Here is a 15,910-nt window from a genome sequence, read left to right as displayed (position 1 = left end):
CCGGGGATGAGGAGGTGCCGCGGCGGCGATCGATGACCACTTTCCATATGCCTGAGTGCATTCACTCGCACCAACCCGAATTCCCTAGGGATATGGGGCTTTAACTGGGAGTCTGCACGGTGCAGGGACGTTGACCGGGTGGCTATGACCATCCGATCGCGACACGCCGGCGTACACACTTTTTGACACTTAACCCACGCTTTTTCGCGCTGAACCCAAAACACCCCGCGCCGTCGGCGCGGGGTGTTTGTGAAGTTTAGGACGGCCCGTGTCTCGGGGGGGTGGTGCACGGACCGTCTACCCGGTATCGGGGGGCGTACCGGGGCGGGCCACACAGCGTACACATGGTACCGGGGCCCTGCACCGCAGAGTATGCCACAACCCACAATGTCGCGCAAAACGGCGCCCACGGCGCGCCTGCCAGTGCGGCATTACACTGGGCGGCTGTGAGTAGAAAAAGCCTGCACTGCTACCCCGCGTCCGGCGCGGGCGTGGCCGCGTTTTTCGATCTCGATAAGACCATCATTGCGAAGTCGTCGGCGTTTGCGTTTTCGCGCCAGTTTCTCGCCGATGGGTTGATTAGCCCTGCGATGGCGGTGCAGATGTCGTTCGCACAGGCGGCGTACATGCTGCATGGGCATTCGGAGGACAAGATGGATGCCACGCGTGATCAGTTGGCGGCGATGGTGGCCGGCTGGGATGTCACCCATGTGCGCCAGATTGCTTTCGATACGCTGCATACGGTGGTGACTCCGGCGATCTATGCCGAGGCGCGGGATTTGATTGCGAGCCATCAAGCGGCGGGCCATCGAGTGATTATTGTGTCGGCGTCTGCGATGGAATTGGTGGCGCCGATTGCTGCCGAGCTGGGGGCGGATGAGGTCATCGCGACACGGTTGGAGATCGTCGATGGCCGGTACACGGGCACGGTGGTGGAGTTTATGAAGGGCCCGGCGAAGCAGGCGGCGGTGCGCCAGGCTGCGGCACGGTTGGGCCTGGAGGTGGCGCACTGCTTTGCCTATTCGGATTCGGCGACGGATATTCCGATGTTGTCGTCGGTGGGGAATCCGGTGGCGGTGAATCCGGATCGGCCGTTGCGGAAGCATGCGGTGGAGCATGGCTGGCCGGTGTTGGTGTTGAAGAATCCGGTGCCCTTGTTTGCGAAGCCGACGCGCTCCCAGGTGGGGGTGTCAACGGCTGCGGTGGCGGCGTTGGCCGCGGTGGCGGGCACCTGGTGGTGGTCGCGCCGGCTGCTTTAGAGGTTGCGGGCGAGGAGTTCGGCGTCGCGGGCGCCGGCGGCGAACGCGTCAATGTACAGGGCCATGAGTTCCTCCCCGGTGGCTGCCGCGTAGCGCTGGGGGTGGCGGGCGAGGTGGGTTTCGGTGTGGGCGATGCCGGCGGCGTCGGCGCCGGTGTGGATGGCGACGAGGCGGGCGGTGGCACGGGCGATGGTGCCACTGCGGGGGCCGAAGGGGCTGGCCTCGAGCAGCAGGGCGTGGACGGCGGCGGTGCGCTCCAGCGGGTGGGCGGCGCTGCGGATGAGGGGGCCGACCTGCAGCAGTGCGTCGGCACGGGTGTCGGGGGTGCCATCGCCCCCGAGGAGCACGTCGAGGCGGGCGACGACGGACAGTGGTTGGGTGCGCAGCCGCGCCGCGAGACCCGCGTCGAGGGTCCCGTACACCCCGAGCAGCACCTCCAGGGGCGCGGTGGCCCCGAGGCGGTGTTCGGCGCGGGCGGCCTGGTGGGCGGCGTGCGCGGCGAGAACCTCAGGCGCGCGCAGCACCTTCGGTGCCCGCATGGCCCGGTTCATGGCGTCTTCGGCGGCTGCAATGTTCACCCTTGTCACCCTAATCGTCGCGACATGGGCGGCTGTGGGCTAGGCTTGTACATTATTTGTCCCCGTTTTGTCAGGAGCGTTTGACGTGAGCAACCCCCAGGGCCTGTATACCGATGGTTCCGGTGCTTTTTCCCCGAAGGTCAATGAGATCCCTTTGGCCGACGTGGATACGCGCGCTTCCGGCCGGGGTTCCGTCGGCGATTTGGTCAGTGACGCCACCGCCCAGATGTCGTCCCTGTTCCGCGCCGAGGTGGAGTTGGCGAAGACGGAGTTGGCCGCTGAGGCGAAGAAGGGCGCGTTGGGCGGCGGCCTGTTCGGTGCTGCGGGCGTCATTGCCCTGTACTCCTCGTTCTTCTTCTTCTTTATGCTCGCTGAGCTGCTCAACGTGTGGATTGACCAGAAGTGGGTGTGCTACCTCATCGTGTTCGTCGCGATGCTGCTCATCGCGGGCCTGCTGGCACTCATCGGTTTCCGGAAGGTGAAGACGATCTCCGCCCCGGAGAAGACGATCTCCTCTGCGAAGGAGCTGACGAAGCTGGTGCCGGGCAAGGCGCAGGCCGCCCTGGAGGGCGATTCGGGTCTGTACACCTAGGCTGCGCCCGCCCCGTGGTTGTTGACCGCCTGTCGTCGCGCGCCCGCGCGCGATGGGCGGTTTTTCGTCTGTGTTCTGGAGGTTGTCGTGTCCCGCCCCACGCCGCTGCGCCCCGGCGAAGTTGCCCCCCAGGGGCCATTTCGGCACGACCATGTGCATGTGCGGGGGGTGCGGCTGCACGTGGCGCACAGCGGGGATGCCCACGCCCCGCTCGTGGTGTTGTTGCACGATTGGCCGGGCGCCTGGTTTGACTACTTTTGGGCGATCGAGCCCCTGGCCGCAGCCGGGTTTCATGCTGCGGCGCTGGATTTCCGGGGCGTAGGCCTATCCGATAAGCCGCCGGCGGGCTACGACGTGCGTTTCGCCGCGGGCGATGTCGTCGCCGCGATTCGGGCGTTGGGCTACGAGGATGCCCTCGTGGTGGGCAGCGGGTCGGGGGCTGCGGTGGCGTGGGCGGCAGCAGCCCGCTACCCGGAGGTGGTGCGCGGCGTGGTGGCGGTGTGCGGCACGTGGCCGGGCCTGCAGCGCCGCCAGCTGGTGTGGCCGCGCGCGATTCGCCGGCACCCCACTCAGTGGGCGCACGCGATGACGCGTCGCAGTAGCTCCGCCGATGGTGTGGCGGTACAGCGGGTGTCCCAGTTGGCGGAGTGGCGGGCCCGCCATGCGCGGGTGGTGCCCGTGGTGGAGAAGATGGCTCAGTGGGCGCGGGTGGTGTCCTCGGGGGTGCCGACCCGGTGGGCGAAGCCGCCTGTCGGGCAGCCGGTGGTGTTGTTCACGGATGGTTCTCCCCGCTGGCAGCGTCTCGCCCGCCAGGCGGCCACCCTGGCCCCGCGGCTGCGGGTGGAGGAGGGCACCTCACGCCTGCCGTTCGTGGAGGATCCGGAGGCGTTTGCCCGCACGGTCGCGACACTCACGTAAGCCGCAGGCGACGCGCCGCCCACCCGGGGTGCTCCAGCGGAGCTCCGTGCGGGACGTGTGAGCTAGTTGCGTTCCAGCGTCGCGGAGGCGGCACTGGGGCCGTTGACACACTCGCCGGTATCGACCGGTTCGCTCAGGCCCGCCACGTCGCCGATGGCGCCGCGGACTTCGTCGGCGGTGAGCACGAACCCGGTGTCAGTTTTGTCGAGGGCGGCGCCGAAGACGACGCCGAGGACCCGCCCCTCAAGGTCGACCATGGGGCCGCCGGAGTTGCCCTGGCGGATGCTGCCGCGAACGGTGTAGGCCTCCCGGTTGGTGCGGGTGGTGGCGTAGATGTCGGGGCCGTTGACGGTGAGTTGGTCTTTCACGCGCCCGGGGGCCGCTTCGAAGGGGCCGGATTCGGGGAAGCCCATGACGATGATGTCGTCGCCGCTGACGGCGGGGATGGGGGCCCACTGCAGGGCGGGCAGCCCCAACTGCGGGCTGTGGAGGACGGCGATGTCTTCGGTGGGGTTGTAGTAGACGACGTCAGCGGTTTTCACCCCGAGGACAGTGTCGACGCGGACGGTGTTGGTGCCGGCGACGACGTGGGCGTTGGTGATGATGTGGGAATTATCCACGGCGAAGCCGCTGCCCGACAGGCGCCGGGAGCACTGGGAGGCGTCCCCGAGGACGTGGACGACGGCGGGCCGGAGCCGGTCGACGAGTTCGACGTCCTCGACCATGATGGCGGGGGCTTCAACCTGGGTGCCGCCGTGGTTGGTGAAGGGGCTGATCAGGGGCGGCAGGCCGGAGTCGCTGAGGGTGGCGGCGAGCTTATTGGGCAGTTGGGCGACGACCGGCGGCATGTGCTCGTCGACGGTGCGCAGCACCCGGGAGGATCCCACCGCCGTGTTGAGGGCGGTGATGGAGGACGCGGCCAGCGGGTTGGCGATGAGCCACACCACGAGCACGGTGGTGATCGCCTGGAAGACGGCACCCATGGCGGAGTCGATGCGCTGGGAGGACTTAAAGCGCATGGAGTCCCGCAGGGCGGCCCCCACCCCGCCGCCAATCATATGGCCGATCGCGATGAGGAGGATATAGGCCCCGAGGACGAGCAGGATCCGCAGGCCGGCGTTGTCGGTGGTGCCGGCGAGCCACGCGGAGCCCACCAGGCCGGCCCACAGGCCGGCGAGGACGCCGCACGTCGACAGGGCGGCCGCGATGACGCCCTGCCGCCAGCCGACGATGGCGGCGAACAGCACGGTCGCTGCGACGAAGATGTCGATGTGGGTGCCTGTCAGCACAGGGCCCTCCTCGTGGGGTGATGAGTGTTCTGCGAGAAAACCCTACCGGGTTACCACTGACGTTCCCCGTTACGCGACGCCGCCAATTCCGCCATCAGTGGCCGCGGCGGCCGCTCCCGCCAGGGGCGCTCCCACCCGCAGGCCGCCACCATGGCGTCCATGACGGCCGCGGTGAAACCCCACACGAGGTAGCCGTCGTAGGAAAACGCGGGCCCCACATAGTCGCCGTGGCTCACCAACAGCCGGTTGGCGGGGTCGATGAGCTCCTCGAGGGAAGCCTGGAACACGTCGTCGGTTTCCTCCGGGGAGGCGGGGTGCGCCCCGCCGGGGGTGTGCCAGTAACCCCACACGGGGTGCACGGGGTAGCCGGTAGCGCGGATGAAGATCTCCTCCCCCGCCCGCAGCGGGGTGATGGTGGAGGCCTCCACCCCGGTTTCCTCCCGGGTTTCCCGCAACGCGGCGGCGATGAGGGTGGGGTCGGTGGCGTCGACGCGGCCGCCGGGGAAGGCGATCTGCCCGGAGTGGCTGCGCATGTGGGGGGTGCGGTGGGTAAGCAGCACGCTCGCATCGCTGGGCAGACTGGTGGCCTGCGGGTCGCCGGCAAGCAGCACCATGACGGCGGCCCGCCGGCTGCGGTCGGGGGTGTCGTGGGTGTTGCGTTCCCCGAGGTGGACCGTAATACCCCCGGTGGCGGCGGCGTGCTCAAGGGGGCGCAGCCACGCCGGCACCGACGCACCCGCGTTTAGACCACCGTCACCCACCGGGCGCGACTGCGCCCCGGCCGCCCGCCCCAGGTGCGCACCGGGCCCGGTCACAGGGCCGCCGCCGCGTCGGCTTCGAGCTCGTCGAGCGTGGTGTACGGCTTCGCGTGGGTGGTAACCGCCCCGGTGGGGTGGACGAACAGGGTGATGGGGACGACGTTGGGCAGGGTATGGGTCGCCGCGAACACGCCGGTGGCGTCTTCGTAGCTGGGCAGGTCCACGCCGAGTTCCTCGAGGAGGGCGGCGCCGGCCCCGGCGTTGTCGTCCGCGTGGACGCCGACGACGTGCCACTCGGGGTGCGCGGCCTGAAGCTGCGCGAACAGGGGCAGTTCCTCGCGGCAGGGCCCGCACCACCACGCCCACACCGTCACCACGGTGGGCGCGGGCGCGGCCGTGCCGGGCTGCCCGCCGAGGCAGGGCAGGGCCACACCGGCGACGGTGGCGGTGGGGCAGTCCGGCCGGGTCACCCCGACGGCGACCGTGCCGGCGTCACGGGCAGCTGCAGCTGAGGCATCGCCCCCCGCACCCGCGGCGGCCCCCTCAGCGGCCGGGCTGGCGGGCGGGGTGCTGTGCAGGGCGGGCTGCAGCGCTGTCGCTAAGAGGCCGACCGCGCCCAGAATGGCGAGCGCGCCGACCAGGGATGCCTTCCACGTCTTATTCACCCGCACCAGTGTAGGCAGGGCACAGGGATGCCAGCCCACACGCCCCGCAGTCGGGGCGGCGGGCGTGGCACACCTGCCGGCCGTGGAGGATCACCCGGTGGGAAAAGTCCACCCACTGCACCCGGGGGATACGGGCACACAGTTGTTTCTCGATGGCTACCGCCCCGCTGGCGGTGGCGAGCCCCAGGCGGCGGGTGACGCGTTGGACGTGGGTGTCGACGGGGAGGGCGGGAATGTGGAAGTAGGTGCCGAGCACGACGCTGGCAGTCTTGCGGCCGACGCCGGCCAGGCGCACGAGATCCTCCATGGTGGCGGGCACCTCCCCGCCGAAGGTGTCGACAACACTGCCGGCGAGGGCGACCAAGTTACGGGCTTTGGCATTCTGCATGCCCAGCGGCCGGATGTCGGCGGCGACGTCGTCGACGTCGGCAGTGGCGAGGTCCTCCGGAAGGGGGTAGCGGGCGAACAGGCCCGGGGTCACCTGATTGACGCGCACGTCAGTGGTTTGCGCCGAGAGCACCGTGGCGACGAGGAGTTCCCAGGCGCTGCGGAAGTGTAAGGCGCAGGTGGCGTCGGGGTAGAGCTCCGCGAGGGTGGCAAGCACTGCCTCGGTGCGGGTCATGGTTGTCCTTTCCGGGGCGGGAAACGGGGGTGGGTAGGATGAGACACATGATTGCCGCTGTGTGTCTTGCTACTCCCCTGGTGTTGGCTGTGTTTGCCCTGCGTATGGAGCATTTTGAGACCGTGGTGACGCGCAGTGGGCAGCCCACGAGCGACATCACAGCCGATTAGTCGCACCATTGTGCGTGTTGTAGACCAGGTTTTTGTTTCCTCGTGACCTAGAACATAGTAGAGTGTTGGTCAGCATCGTTGTTTCCCAACACTGCCCAGTGTTGTCTGTTTAAGGAGTCTTTGTGGAAGCCGTTCAGGAAATCCTGTCGCGCGCCGGAATTTTTCAGGGTGTCGATCCTGCGGCGGTGAGCACGCTGATCTCGGAGCTGGAGACCGTCCGCTTCCCGCGTGGCGCCGTCATCTTTGAGGAGGGTGAGCCGGGCGATCGCCTCTACATTTTGACCGCCGGCAAGGTGAAGCTCGCCCGCCACGCCCCCGATGGTCGCGAGAACCTGCTCACCGTGATGGGCCCGTCGGACATGTTCGGCGAGCTGTCCATCTTCGACCCGGGCCCCCGCACCTCCTCCGCGGTGTGCGTGACCGATGTCCACGCCGCCACCATGAACTCCGACATGCTGCACAAGTGGATTGCCCAGCACCCGGAGATCTCTGAGCAGCTGCTCCGCGTCCTGGCGCGCCGCCTGCGCCGCACGAACGCGTCCCTCGCGGACCTCATCTTCACGGACGTTCCGGGCCGTGTCGCGAAGACTCTGCTGCAGCTGGCGAACCGTTTCGGTTCCCAGGAGGGCGCTGCACTGCGCGTCAACCACGATCTCACGCAGGAGGAAATCGCCCAGCTGGTGGGCGCGTCCCGCGAGACCGTGAACAAGGCGCTGGCAACCTTCGCGCAGCGTGGCTGGATCCGCCTGGAGGGCAAGTCGGTGCTCATCTCTGACACTGAGCACCTGGCCCGCCGCGCCCGGTAAGCATCCGCCAACGCGCGCCCAGCGCCGCACTCAGACCACCGCCCGGGCGGTAGGGGCTTTCCTCCCCGACCCCCGGGCGTATCTGTACCCGCAGCCATCACGGCGCCGGGCCTAGAGCCACCCAACGCGTGGAGTGCGTGAACACAGAACCCCGGCCAGGGACATCCGTGGCCGGGGTTCGTTGTGCGTGCGTGTCGCGACGCGGGGCGTGGTTTAGGCGCCCTGGGCGTCGAGGTAGCGCATCGTGACGCGGGTGGACTGCTCAGCGGCGTCGCGCAGCACCGGGTCGACATCGGTGTAGATGTAGTCGACGATCTGCTTGAGGGAGGCGTCGGCACCGAGTTCCGCGCGGGCGGCTTTGACCTGCTCGAGGCGCTGGGCGCGGCGATCCAGGTACTTGCGCGCCAGGGCGCTGGTGTCGGGGTGGTCGGGCCCGTGGCCCGGCAGCAGCGGCACGTCCTTACCGCGCTCCTCCAGCTGGGCAAGAGTATCCAGGTAGAGGCCGAGGTCGCCGTCGGTTTCGCTAATCATGGTGGTGTGACGGCCGGCGATGGTGTCGCCGGTGACGATGCCCTCGAGAGTGGACTCGTGGGGCACACCGGACCAAATGTAGAAGCAGACGGAGTCTTTGGTGTGGCCGGGGGCGGCGACGACTTCAATCTGGGGGGTCACACCGGGGACGGCGATGATCTGGCCGTCGCGTAGCGGTTCGGCGCCGTGGCAGTAGGAGGCGTCGAGGGCGGCGATCGGTGCACCGGTGAGTTGGCGGAACCGGACCGCGCCATCGGCGTGGTCGTGGTGGCGGTGGGTGAGCAGGATCAGTGCGCACTGCTCGGACTTGTTGTTGAGGACATTGAGGTGGCCCTCATCCTCCGGGCCCGGGTCGATGACGATGGATTGTGCGTCGCCGTCGGCGCGGATCACCCAGGCGTTGGTGCCTTCGAGGGTGGCGTAGCCGGGGTTGGGGCAAAGGACGACGCCGGCGGACGGGGTGACCGGGCGGAGTTGACTGTAAGCGGGATGCTCCATGGTGCTTAGTCTAGTTGCTTTCCGGACCGACTAGTTGGAGATTTCCACGATGATTTCGACCTCAACCGGGGAGCCGAGCGGCAGAGCGGCCACGCCGACGGCGCTGCGGGCGTGGGCGCCGGCGGTGCCGAAGATTTCCTGCATGAGTTCGCTGGCGCCGTTGATGACGGCGGGCTGGGCGACGAAGTCGGGGGTGGAGTTCACGAAGCCGGTGACTTTGAGCACCCGGGTCACGCGGTCGATGCCGACGAGGGCGTCGACGGCGGCCAGGGCGTTGAGCGCCGCGGTGCGGGCGTAGCCTTTGGCTTCGTCTTCGCCGATCTCACGGCCGACGTGGCCGGTGGCGGGCAGGGCGCCGTCGACGAAGGGCAGCTGCCCGGAGGTCCACACCTGGTTGCCGACCTGGACGGCGGGCACGTAGGCGGCGACGGGGGCGGCGACGCTGGGAAGGGTGATGCCGAGGGCGCTGAGGCGTTCGCTGGTGGTCACTGCTTCGGCCTCTTCATGTAGGCGATGGAGTTCTCCGGGTTGGGGCCGGGGGTGACGGCCACGAGTTCCCAGCCGTCCTCGCCCCAGGTGTCGAGGATTTGTTTCGTCGCGTGCGACAGCAGCGGCACGGTCGCGTATTCCCAAGTAGTCATAAGCCCAAATCTTAGCTACGCCATGACGGCGGCGTCGACCTCTTCTTCACTGTCGATGAACCATTGGGCCCAGTCGGTGACCTCAGGGTGGCGGCGCAGCAGGGCGCGGCGCTGGCGTTCCGTCATGCCGCCCCACACGCCGAACTCGACGCGGTTGTCGAGGGCATCAGCGCGGCACTGGCTGAGCACCGGGCAGCTGCGGCAGATTTGTGCGGCGCGGCGCTGGGCGGCGCCCTTGACGAAGAGAGCGTCGGGGTCGCCGTCGCGGCACTTGGCCCGGGTGACCCATTCGACACGGCTGTGGGGGTCGCTGGGGCGCGGCGCGACCGTTCCCACATAGGGGTTGTTTTTCTTCCGGTTCATGAGCGAAGCGGTCATTGCTTCTCTCCTAACGTGGCGGGAAGTTCACGGAAAACACCTGTGAGTGTATTCGCAGCCGCGCACATGTGTCGAATAGGTCACACCTTTCCGGGTGTCCCAACAACTACCCCCGACCTGCGGAAAGGGCAATAACCTTGCCAAATGCATGCCCGCGGACGCACCCGTTCTCGTGCTACCTATTCATTTTTCTTTGATTTTCCGCCCAGAAGCCCGCCGGGCACCCCCACCCCTCGCCGACTCCCTCACACCACTCCGCAAGAACTCCCGCCACAGATCAAAAAACGCCAGCGGAAAAATACCTGCGCGAGCATCGATTCCACAGCTCTTTTTTGTGTCTCTGTGGGTCTCTGTGGGTCTCTGTGTTTCTCCGTGGGGCTCTGTGGGCCTCTGTATCGCGTGGTCCGCGCCCGCCTGCAGCACATGCGCGTCCCGTGCGCGCTTCCCGCGTCCCGTGCGCGCTTCCCGCGCCCCGGCGCGCTTCCCGCGCCCCGGCGCGCCCGGCCGTGGTCCGTGGTGCCCAGCGCCGTGCGCCCGTGCGCTTTCTCTAGTGTGCCTGAGCAGACAGTGTCCCCACAGGGAATTCGGTGGACCATGCGTGTGATCTTCTACGCCCGCCGCAGGTGCCGTCGGTTAGGGTGGTGGCGTGAGTTTTCTTCGCCGCCTCAGCATCATCACGGGCACCATCGCCGCCGCCGGCATCGTCGGCGCTGTCGGCCTGGCGCCTGCGGCCGCCCTCGCAGGCGTCGGCATCACCCGCACCCAGGAGACGATGGCCCAGGGCTTGGCCGATCTCACCGACGGCACTGCCCCCGGGGTGACTACCATTCTTGATGCCCACGATCAGCCGATCGCATGGCTGTATAAGCAGCGCCGTTTCGAGGTGCCCAGCGAGCAGATCGCGCCGATCATGAAGCAGGCGATCGTCTCGGTGGAGGATCGCCGTTTCTACGAGCACCCGGGCGTGGACTGGCAGGGCACGGCCCGCGCCATGGTGAAGAACATTTTTTCCGGCTCCGTGCAGGAGGGCGCGTCGACGCTCGACCAGCAGTACGTGAAGAACTACTTGCTGCTCGTCGACGCAGAGGACGAGGCGGAGCAGCTCGCCGCGACGGAACAGTCGATTCCCCGCAAGCTGCGGGAGATGCGCATGGCCTCCGATTTGGATAAGCGCTTGTCGAAGGATGAGATCCTCACCCGCTATCTCAACATCGTGCCCTTCGGCAATGGGGCGTTCGGTATTGAGGCCGCCGCACGCACCTATTTCGACACCCACGCCGCCGAGCTCACCCCCCTCCAGGCCGCCACCCTGGCGGGCATTGTGCAGTCGTCCTCGGCGTTGAATCCGTGGACGAACCCGGAGGGTGTGGTGGAGCGCCGCAACACGGTGCTCGACACGATGGTGGATACCGGCATCCTTCCCGCCGAGGAGGCCGAGGCGCTCAAGCTGGAGCCGCTCGGCACCGTGGAGCAGCCCATCGGGCTGCCGAATGGCTGTATTACCGCCGGCAATCGGGGGTTTTTCTGCGACTATGTGCTCGACTATTTGGGCAAGAAGCAGCTGGACCGGGACAAGATTTTGGCGGGGTCGTACACGATCCACACCACCTTGGATCCGAACATCCAGGATGCGACCCACGCGGCTGTGACCGCGCAGGTGGCGTCGACGACGCCCGGGGTCGCGGAGGTGCTCAACGTGGTACAGCCGGGGAAGGATTCCCGCCGGGTGCTGGCGATGACCTCCTCGCGCGATTATGGCCTCAACTTGGAGGCCGGGGAGACGGTGCTGCCGCAGCCGTTTACGCGCGTCGGCGCGGGCGCGGGCTCGGTGTTCAAGGTGTTTACCGCCGCGACCGCCATTGAGCGCGGCATGGGTATCGACAATCTGGTGAATGTCCCGCAGCGCTACAACGCCCTCGGCATGGGTGAGGGTGGCGCCGCAGGCTGCCCGGCCGGCTACTACTGTGTGGAAAACGCCGGCGTCTACCGGCCGTCGATGTCGCTGCGCGACGCGCTCGCGCAGTCGCCGAACACCACGTTCGTGCAGCTCATCCAGCAGGTCGGGGTGCCGGCCGTGGTCGACATGGCGGTGCGCCTGGGCCTGCGGGACTACGAGGAGCCCGGCTCTTTCGATGGCTCCTCCTCGATCGCCGAGTACATGGTGGAGCACAACCTCGGTTCCTTCACCCTGGGGCCGACGGCGGTGAACCCCTTGGAGTTGTCGAACGTGGCCGCCACCCTCGCATCCGGGGGCACCTGGTGTGAGCCGACCCCCATTGAGAAGGTGCTCGACAAGGATGGGGCGGAAGTCCCCATCGACACCCCCGCCTGTGAGCAGGCCATCGACGAGGGTGTGGCGGGCGCCCTGGCGAATGCCCTGTCGGCGGACACCGTCAACGGCACCGCCAGCGAGGCCGCACAGGCCATGGGCTGGACGGCGCCGACGGCGGGCAAGACCGGCACGACGGAAACCCACCAGTCGGCGGCGTTCATGGGCTTCAATACGAACTTCGCGGCGGTGCCCTACATCTACAACGACGGCACCACTGTCGCCCCGCTGTGCACGAGCCCGCTGCGGCAGTGCCCGGAGGGCACCCTGTACGGCGGCATGGAGCCCACCCGCACCTGGATTGGGCTGGCGCAGACCTTGGGCTGGCCCGCTGAGGGCGCGATCCCGCCCTACGATCCGGTGTACAACACGGGCACCGCAACCCAGGACATTCCCCGCGTCACCGGCCTGGCGGAGGCGGATGCCCGCAAGCGCCTGGAGCGCGCCGGCTACCGGGTGCGCACCGAGTTCGTCGCCGGCAACGGCATGCCGAAGGGCCGTGCCGTGGGCGTCAATACGGCGGGTGTGACGCTCAAGGGGCAGGAGGTTGTGCTGCAGCTGTCGGACGGCACGAAGCCGCCGGCACCGACCCGTCAGGCCCCCACCCCGGCGCCGGCGCCCGCACCGGCCCCGGTGCAGAACACGATGGATGAGCTCGCGAGCGCCGTCGACGAGGCAGTCAACCAGATTCTGCGCCAGTAGCCCCGCACCCCACGGCGCACGCCGACCCCGCACGGCATGCGTGTCCGTGCGGGGTCGTCGTTGGTGTCAGGGGTCGTGCGTGAGGGCGTTAGGACAGTGCGGCGCGCACCGCCGTCGACAGGCGCTTGCCATCGACAGCGCCCGCGGCCTTCGCCTGAGCGACCTTCATGACCTGCCCCATCATCGCCATCGACGGGGCCTCGTCGCCGGCCACCTCGGCAACGATGGCGGCGACCATGGCGTCGACCTCCGCGTCGCTCATCTGGGCGGGCAGGTAGGTTTCCAGCACCTCCGCCTCGGCGGTCTCCTGGGCGGCGAGCTCCTCGCGGCCAGCCTCGGTGTAGATCACCGCAGACTCGCGGCGCTTCTTCGCTTCCCGGGCGACCACCTTGAGGAATTCCTCGGCGGTGATGTCGTGGGCCGCACCCTGGGTTTCTTCCACCATGATGGCGGACAGCAGCATGCGGATGGTGCCGGTGCGGGTCTTGTCGCCCGCCTTCATGGCGGCTGCCAGGTCGGCGCGGAGGCCGTCGCGAATCTCACTCATGTGTGCCACCCTACCCGCTAGCATGGGGGGAATGAAGGCCCCGATTCTTGCCGCCGCCAGTGCCCTCGCCGCCGCCGTGTACACCGGCTACCGGGCGACAGGACACTTCCGCCTCCTCGAGGCCACCGCCCCGGTGCTTGCGTCCGGACAGTTGCGGGTGCTGCACATCAGTGACCTGCACATGCTGGACGAGCAGAAGGCCAAGCAGCAGTGGGTGGCGGACCTGGCCCGCCTGGAGCCCGACCTGGTGGTCAACACGGGCGATAACTTGGGCGCGGCGGATGCGGTGCCGGGGGTGCTGCGCGCCCTCGACCCGCTGTTCCAGTTCCCCGGGGTGTTTGTGTTCGGCTCGAACGACTACTTCGGCCCCCGCCCCGTCAACCCGGTGGGCTACCTGCTGGGCCGGAAGCGCCCCGTATCGGAAGAAAAGCTCCCCTGGGAGGGGATGCGGGCCGCGTTCAAGGAGCGCGGCTGGGAGGACGCCACCCACCGCCGCGTCGAGTTCGCCACGGGCGGGGTGCGCCTGGCGCTGGCGGGCGTGGATGACGCCCACCACGATCTCGACGACTACGACACGATTGCGGGGCCGCCGAACCCGGACGCCGATGTGGCGATCGGGTTGAGCCACGCCCCGGAGCCGCGGGTGTTGGATCGTTTCGCCGCCGACGGCTACGACCTGGTGCTCTCAGGCCACACGCACGGCGGGCAGCTGTGTCTGCCCGGCGGGCGGGCGATCGTGACGAACTGCGGGTTGGATCCGGCCCGCGCCCAGGGGCTGCACCGCCACGGGGACATGTATCTGCACGTCTCCAGCGGGTTGGGCACCTCCCGCTATGCGCCGGTGCGGACGTTCTGCCCGCCGACCGCAACGCTGCTCACACTCACGGCACGCTAGCTGGGGTTTTGCATAGTCGTGGCGGGCACGCTATATTTTTCCGGGTAGCCGGGATATGGCGCAGCTTGGTAGCGCGCTTCGTTCGGGACGAAGAGGTCGCAGGTTCAAATCCTGTTATCCCGACCAAGAGAAATCGGGCTGGTAGTTTCTACCAGCCCGATTTTTGCTTTTCTCCCCCACCCCGCGGGCCTGGGGCACCCCGGGGCAATTCCCGCCCGGTTAAGAAGCCGACGCCACCGCGGTCGTGTCGCTGGCGCTCTCGTCCCTGGTGGTGACGAACCTACCGGCGATGAGCGCGAGGACCGCGGTGGCGGCCAGCACGCCACAGCTGATCGCGATGTGTTGGGTGGAGCCGGAGTTGCCGACGGCAACGAGCGCGTCGACGGCGTAGTTCAACGGCATGAGGGTGGCGAGGGTGTGTTTCCAGCCGGCCACGTCGGCGCCGGCGGCGGCCGCCCACACGTGCCCGGTGATCGCCGTTTGGACCAGCAGGCTGGCGTACATGGCGCCGCGGCCGAGGACGCGGCCGACGAGGCCTGCGGTCACGGTGGTGAGCACGATGACGATGGCGGCCAACGCCAGCCCCGTGGAGTCGAGTCCGCTGCCGATGGCGAAGAGTGCGGCGATGCCGATGGCGGCCACGCCGAGGGTGCCCCAGCCGAAGCGGGCGGCCGCGCCGACACACACGGCGGCGGCGAGGAGGAAGGCGATGAGCGGCGCGAGGCTGCGGGTGGGGGTGTCGGGTTCTTCGGCGGTGGTGACGGCGGGCATGGCCCGGGTGACGGCCGCAGCGTCGTCGCGGGTGCGCTGAGCCATCTGGTCGACCTTCGCCGCCCCCTCGGCGAGTTGGGCGATGCCCTCCAGGGCGGCGGCCGTTCCCTCGTCGAGTTGGGTGGTGCCGGCCACAAGCTGCTTGGTGCCTTCGGCGGCTTGGTAGATGCCGTCGTGGTAGGCGTAGCCGGGGACGGCGAGCTGGTTGGCGAGTTCGCGGGTGCCGCTGCGCAGTTCGGCGAGCTGGTCGACCATGTCGCCGTTGATGCCAAGTTTGGCGGCTTCCGCCCTGAGGTCGGCGAGTTGTTTGCGCCACTGGGGTGCGCGGGGGTCGGTGGATTTCTCCAGCTGTTTGTCGATGTTGTCGACGGCGCTGATGACTTGCATCTGGACGGCGACTAAGCCTTGGACTTTTTCCACCGCACCGTCAACACCGTCGGCGACTTTCACCGCACCGTCCCCGAGCTGCCCGGTGCCTGCCTGGAGTTCGACCAAGCCCTGGTTGAGTTGTTTCGCCCCGTCGGCGAGTTGGGTGATGCCGGGCTGGAGTTCTTCGGCGCGGGCGTTGAGCTCGGCGGCCCCGCTCGCGAGCTCCGCGGAGCCGGTGATGAGGAAGCCTGCCTGGGTGGAGGCTTGGCCGGCGGCGCGGCGGGCATCGACCCAGGCGGCGGCGTCACCTGCGGGGGCGGGGGCGGCGGCTTCCTCGGGCGCCCAGGCGGTGTGCATAGACACGCCGCTCATGAGGACCGCACCGGCGAGGGTGGGGCCGAGGACGAGCAGCCCGAGGCCCGCCCTGCGGGTGAGGGCGGCGGTGCGGGTGGGGGTGGCAACATCGGGGCTCATGTCTGCAAAACTTACTTGTGTCCGGCGGGTGGGGTTAAGTAGGCACACCGTGGGGCGCGCCGGTAACGTGGGGTTAAGTATGTCTTTTTCCCGACTGTTGTCTTCAGGTGTGATGTCG

The 15,910-nt window shown here is 68.4% G+C and carries 18 protein-coding genes and 1 tRNA gene; 8 read left to right on the top strand and 11 right to left on the bottom strand.

Features of this window, described 5'->3' with window-relative positions:
• Positions 1-446: 446 nt before the first annotated feature.
• Positions 447-1,259, top strand: a complete 813-nt coding sequence (locus C1Y63_RS02300) for an HAD family phosphatase (RefSeq protein ID WP_233195541.1) — start codon at positions 447-449, stop codon at positions 1,257-1,259.
• Here C1Y63_RS02300 and C1Y63_RS02295 read toward each other — a convergent pair.
• Positions 1,256-1,837, bottom strand: coding sequence for a hypothetical protein (locus tag C1Y63_RS02295; RefSeq protein WP_106014850.1), 582 nt, complete (start codon positions 1,835-1,837; stop codon positions 1,256-1,258). The genes C1Y63_RS02300 and C1Y63_RS02295 overlap by 4 nt on opposite strands.
• A gap of 85 nt (positions 1,838-1,922) precedes the next feature.
• Between C1Y63_RS02295 and C1Y63_RS02290 the strand changes: the two genes are divergently transcribed.
• Both C1Y63_RS02290 and C1Y63_RS02285 read left to right on the top strand, forming a co-directional pair.
• On the top strand, positions 1,923-2,429 hold the full coding sequence (locus C1Y63_RS02290) for a phage holin family protein (protein ID WP_106014849.1): 507 nt from the start codon (positions 1,923-1,925) through the stop codon (positions 2,427-2,429).
• A gap of 180 nt (positions 2,430-2,609) precedes the next feature.
• Positions 2,610-3,347, top strand: coding sequence for an alpha/beta fold hydrolase (locus C1Y63_RS02285; protein ID WP_158256061.1), 738 nt, complete (start codon positions 2,610-2,612; stop codon positions 3,345-3,347).
• Positions 3,348-3,409: 62 nt separating this feature from the next.
• On the opposite strand, the gene C1Y63_RS02280 is transcribed toward C1Y63_RS02285, so the two are convergent.
• Genes C1Y63_RS02280 through nth form a run of 4 tightly spaced genes read right to left on the bottom strand, consistent with a single transcriptional unit; the run spans position 3,410 to position 6,681 of the window.
• Positions 3,410-4,636: a MarP family serine protease gene (locus C1Y63_RS02280; RefSeq protein ID WP_106014847.1), complete on the bottom strand. Its 1,227-nt coding sequence runs from the start codon at positions 4,634-4,636 to the stop codon at positions 3,410-3,412.
• A 50-nt stretch (positions 4,637-4,686) separates the two neighbouring features.
• Entirely contained in the window at positions 4,687-5,451 is a 765-nt protein-coding gene (locus C1Y63_RS02275; protein ID WP_146128835.1) for a CoA pyrophosphatase, read from the bottom strand.
• On the bottom strand, positions 5,448-6,059 hold the full coding sequence (locus C1Y63_RS02270; protein ID WP_106014845.1) for a TlpA disulfide reductase family protein: 612 nt from the start codon (positions 6,057-6,059) through the stop codon (positions 5,448-5,450). The genes C1Y63_RS02275 and C1Y63_RS02270 overlap by 4 nt, the downstream gene beginning before the upstream one ends.
• Positions 6,052-6,681 carry an endonuclease III gene (nth, locus tag C1Y63_RS02265; RefSeq protein WP_106014844.1) on the bottom strand — a complete coding sequence of 210 codons (630 nt, stop codon included), beginning with the start codon at positions 6,679-6,681 and terminating at the stop codon, positions 6,052-6,054. Before nth ends, C1Y63_RS02270 begins: the two co-directional genes overlap by 8 nt.
• A 47-nt stretch (positions 6,682-6,728) precedes the next feature.
• Between nth and C1Y63_RS13150 the strand changes: the two genes are divergently transcribed.
• Positions 6,729-6,851 (top strand): hypothetical protein, encoded by a 123-nt coding sequence (locus C1Y63_RS13150; RefSeq protein ID WP_255414024.1) that lies wholly within the window; start codon positions 6,729-6,731, stop codon positions 6,849-6,851.
• 122 nt (positions 6,852-6,973) lie between these two features.
• The gene (gene glxR / locus C1Y63_RS02260; RefSeq protein WP_106014843.1) at positions 6,974-7,657 is read left to right on the top strand and encodes a CRP-like cAMP-activated global transcriptional regulator GlxR; all 684 of its coding nucleotides are present in this window, start codon (positions 6,974-6,976) and stop codon (positions 7,655-7,657) included.
• A gap of 213 nt (positions 7,658-7,870) precedes the next feature.
• On the opposite strand, the gene C1Y63_RS02255 is transcribed toward glxR, so the two are convergent.
• The 4 genes from C1Y63_RS02255 to C1Y63_RS02245 are packed head-to-tail and all read right to left on the bottom strand — an operon-like array spanning position 7,871 to position 9,705.
• Positions 7,871-8,686, bottom strand: coding sequence for an MBL fold metallo-hydrolase (locus tag C1Y63_RS02255; protein WP_106014842.1), 816 nt, complete (start codon positions 8,684-8,686; stop codon positions 7,871-7,873).
• A 30-nt stretch (positions 8,687-8,716) separates the two neighbouring features.
• Positions 8,717-9,175, bottom strand: coding sequence for a RidA family protein (locus C1Y63_RS02250; protein WP_106014841.1), 459 nt, complete (start codon positions 9,173-9,175; stop codon positions 8,717-8,719).
• Complete coding sequence (locus C1Y63_RS12470; RefSeq protein WP_146128834.1) at positions 9,172-9,327, bottom strand: DUF4177 domain-containing protein; 156 nt, start codon at positions 9,325-9,327, stop codon at positions 9,172-9,174. The genes C1Y63_RS02250 and C1Y63_RS12470 overlap by 4 nt, the downstream gene beginning before the upstream one ends.
• 15 nt (positions 9,328-9,342) lie before the next feature.
• On the bottom strand, positions 9,343-9,705 hold the full coding sequence (locus tag C1Y63_RS02245) for a WhiB family transcriptional regulator (protein WP_106014840.1): 363 nt from the start codon (positions 9,703-9,705) through the stop codon (positions 9,343-9,345).
• A gap of 646 nt (positions 9,706-10,351) precedes the next feature.
• Here C1Y63_RS02245 and C1Y63_RS02240 point away from each other — a divergent pair.
• Positions 10,352-12,736, top strand: a complete 2,385-nt coding sequence (locus C1Y63_RS02240) for a transglycosylase domain-containing protein (RefSeq protein WP_233195540.1) — start codon at positions 10,352-10,354, stop codon at positions 12,734-12,736.
• An 88-nt stretch (positions 12,737-12,824) separates the two neighbouring features.
• Here C1Y63_RS02240 and C1Y63_RS02235 read toward each other — a convergent pair whose 3' ends face one another.
• The gene (locus C1Y63_RS02235) at positions 12,825-13,283 is read right to left on the bottom strand and encodes a GatB/YqeY domain-containing protein (protein WP_106014839.1); all 459 of its coding nucleotides are present in this window, start codon (positions 13,281-13,283) and stop codon (positions 12,825-12,827) included.
• Between C1Y63_RS02235 and C1Y63_RS02230 the strand changes: the two genes are divergently transcribed.
• The gene (locus tag C1Y63_RS02230; RefSeq protein ID WP_369831008.1) at positions 13,282-14,178 is read left to right on the top strand and encodes a metallophosphoesterase; all 897 of its coding nucleotides are present in this window, start codon (positions 13,282-13,284) and stop codon (positions 14,176-14,178) included. The genes C1Y63_RS02235 and C1Y63_RS02230 overlap by 2 nt on opposite strands.
• 49 nt (positions 14,179-14,227) lie before the next feature.
• A tRNA-Pro gene (locus C1Y63_RS02225) sits at positions 14,228-14,304 on the top strand.
• A gap of 93 nt (positions 14,305-14,397) precedes the next feature.
• Here the strand turns inward: C1Y63_RS02225 and C1Y63_RS02220 are convergent.
• The gene (locus C1Y63_RS02220; RefSeq protein ID WP_106014837.1) at positions 14,398-15,792 is read right to left on the bottom strand and encodes a hypothetical protein; all 1,395 of its coding nucleotides are present in this window, start codon (positions 15,790-15,792) and stop codon (positions 14,398-14,400) included.
• Positions 15,793-15,910 lie beyond the last annotated feature (118 nt).

It is taken from the genome of Corynebacterium sp. 13CS0277 (genome assembly GCF_002994655.1).
Classification (GTDB): Bacteria; Actinomycetota; Actinomycetes; order Mycobacteriales; family Mycobacteriaceae; genus Corynebacterium.
The sequence above is the reverse complement of the archived record's forward strand: the minus strand, read 5'-3'. Positions and strand labels throughout refer to the sequence as shown.

What these genes read in the sequence shown, in the direction of transcription:
- nth (WP_106014844.1), bottom strand. Translation starts at nt 6,681, where the DNA reads ATGACCCGCACCGAGGCAGTGCTTGCCACCCTCGCGGAGCTCTACCCC.
- C1Y63_RS13150 (WP_255414024.1), top strand. Translation starts at nt 6,729, where the DNA reads ATGATTGCCGCTGTGTGTCTTGCTACTCCCCTGGTGTTGGCTGTGTTT.
- C1Y63_RS02255 (WP_106014842.1), bottom strand. Translation starts at nt 8,686, where the DNA reads ATGGAGCATCCCGCTTACAGTCAACTCCGCCCGGTCACCCCGTCCGCC.
- C1Y63_RS12470 (WP_146128834.1), bottom strand. Translation starts at nt 9,327, where the DNA reads ATGACTACTTGGGAATACGCGACCGTGCCGCTGCTGTCGCACGCGACG.
- C1Y63_RS02245 (WP_106014840.1), bottom strand. Translation starts at nt 9,705, where the DNA reads ATGACCGCTTCGCTCATGAACCGGAAGAAAAACAACCCCTATGTGGGA.
- C1Y63_RS02230 (WP_369831008.1), top strand. Translation starts at nt 13,282, where the DNA reads ATGTGTGCCACCCTACCCGCTAGCATGGGGGGAATGAAGGCCCCGATT.
- C1Y63_RS02235 (WP_106014839.1), bottom strand. Translation starts at nt 13,283, where the DNA reads ATGAGTGAGATTCGCGACGGCCTCCGCGCCGACCTGGCAGCCGCCATG.
- C1Y63_RS02220 (WP_106014837.1), bottom strand. Translation starts at nt 15,792, where the DNA reads ATGAGCCCCGATGTTGCCACCCCCACCCGCACCGCCGCCCTCACCCGC.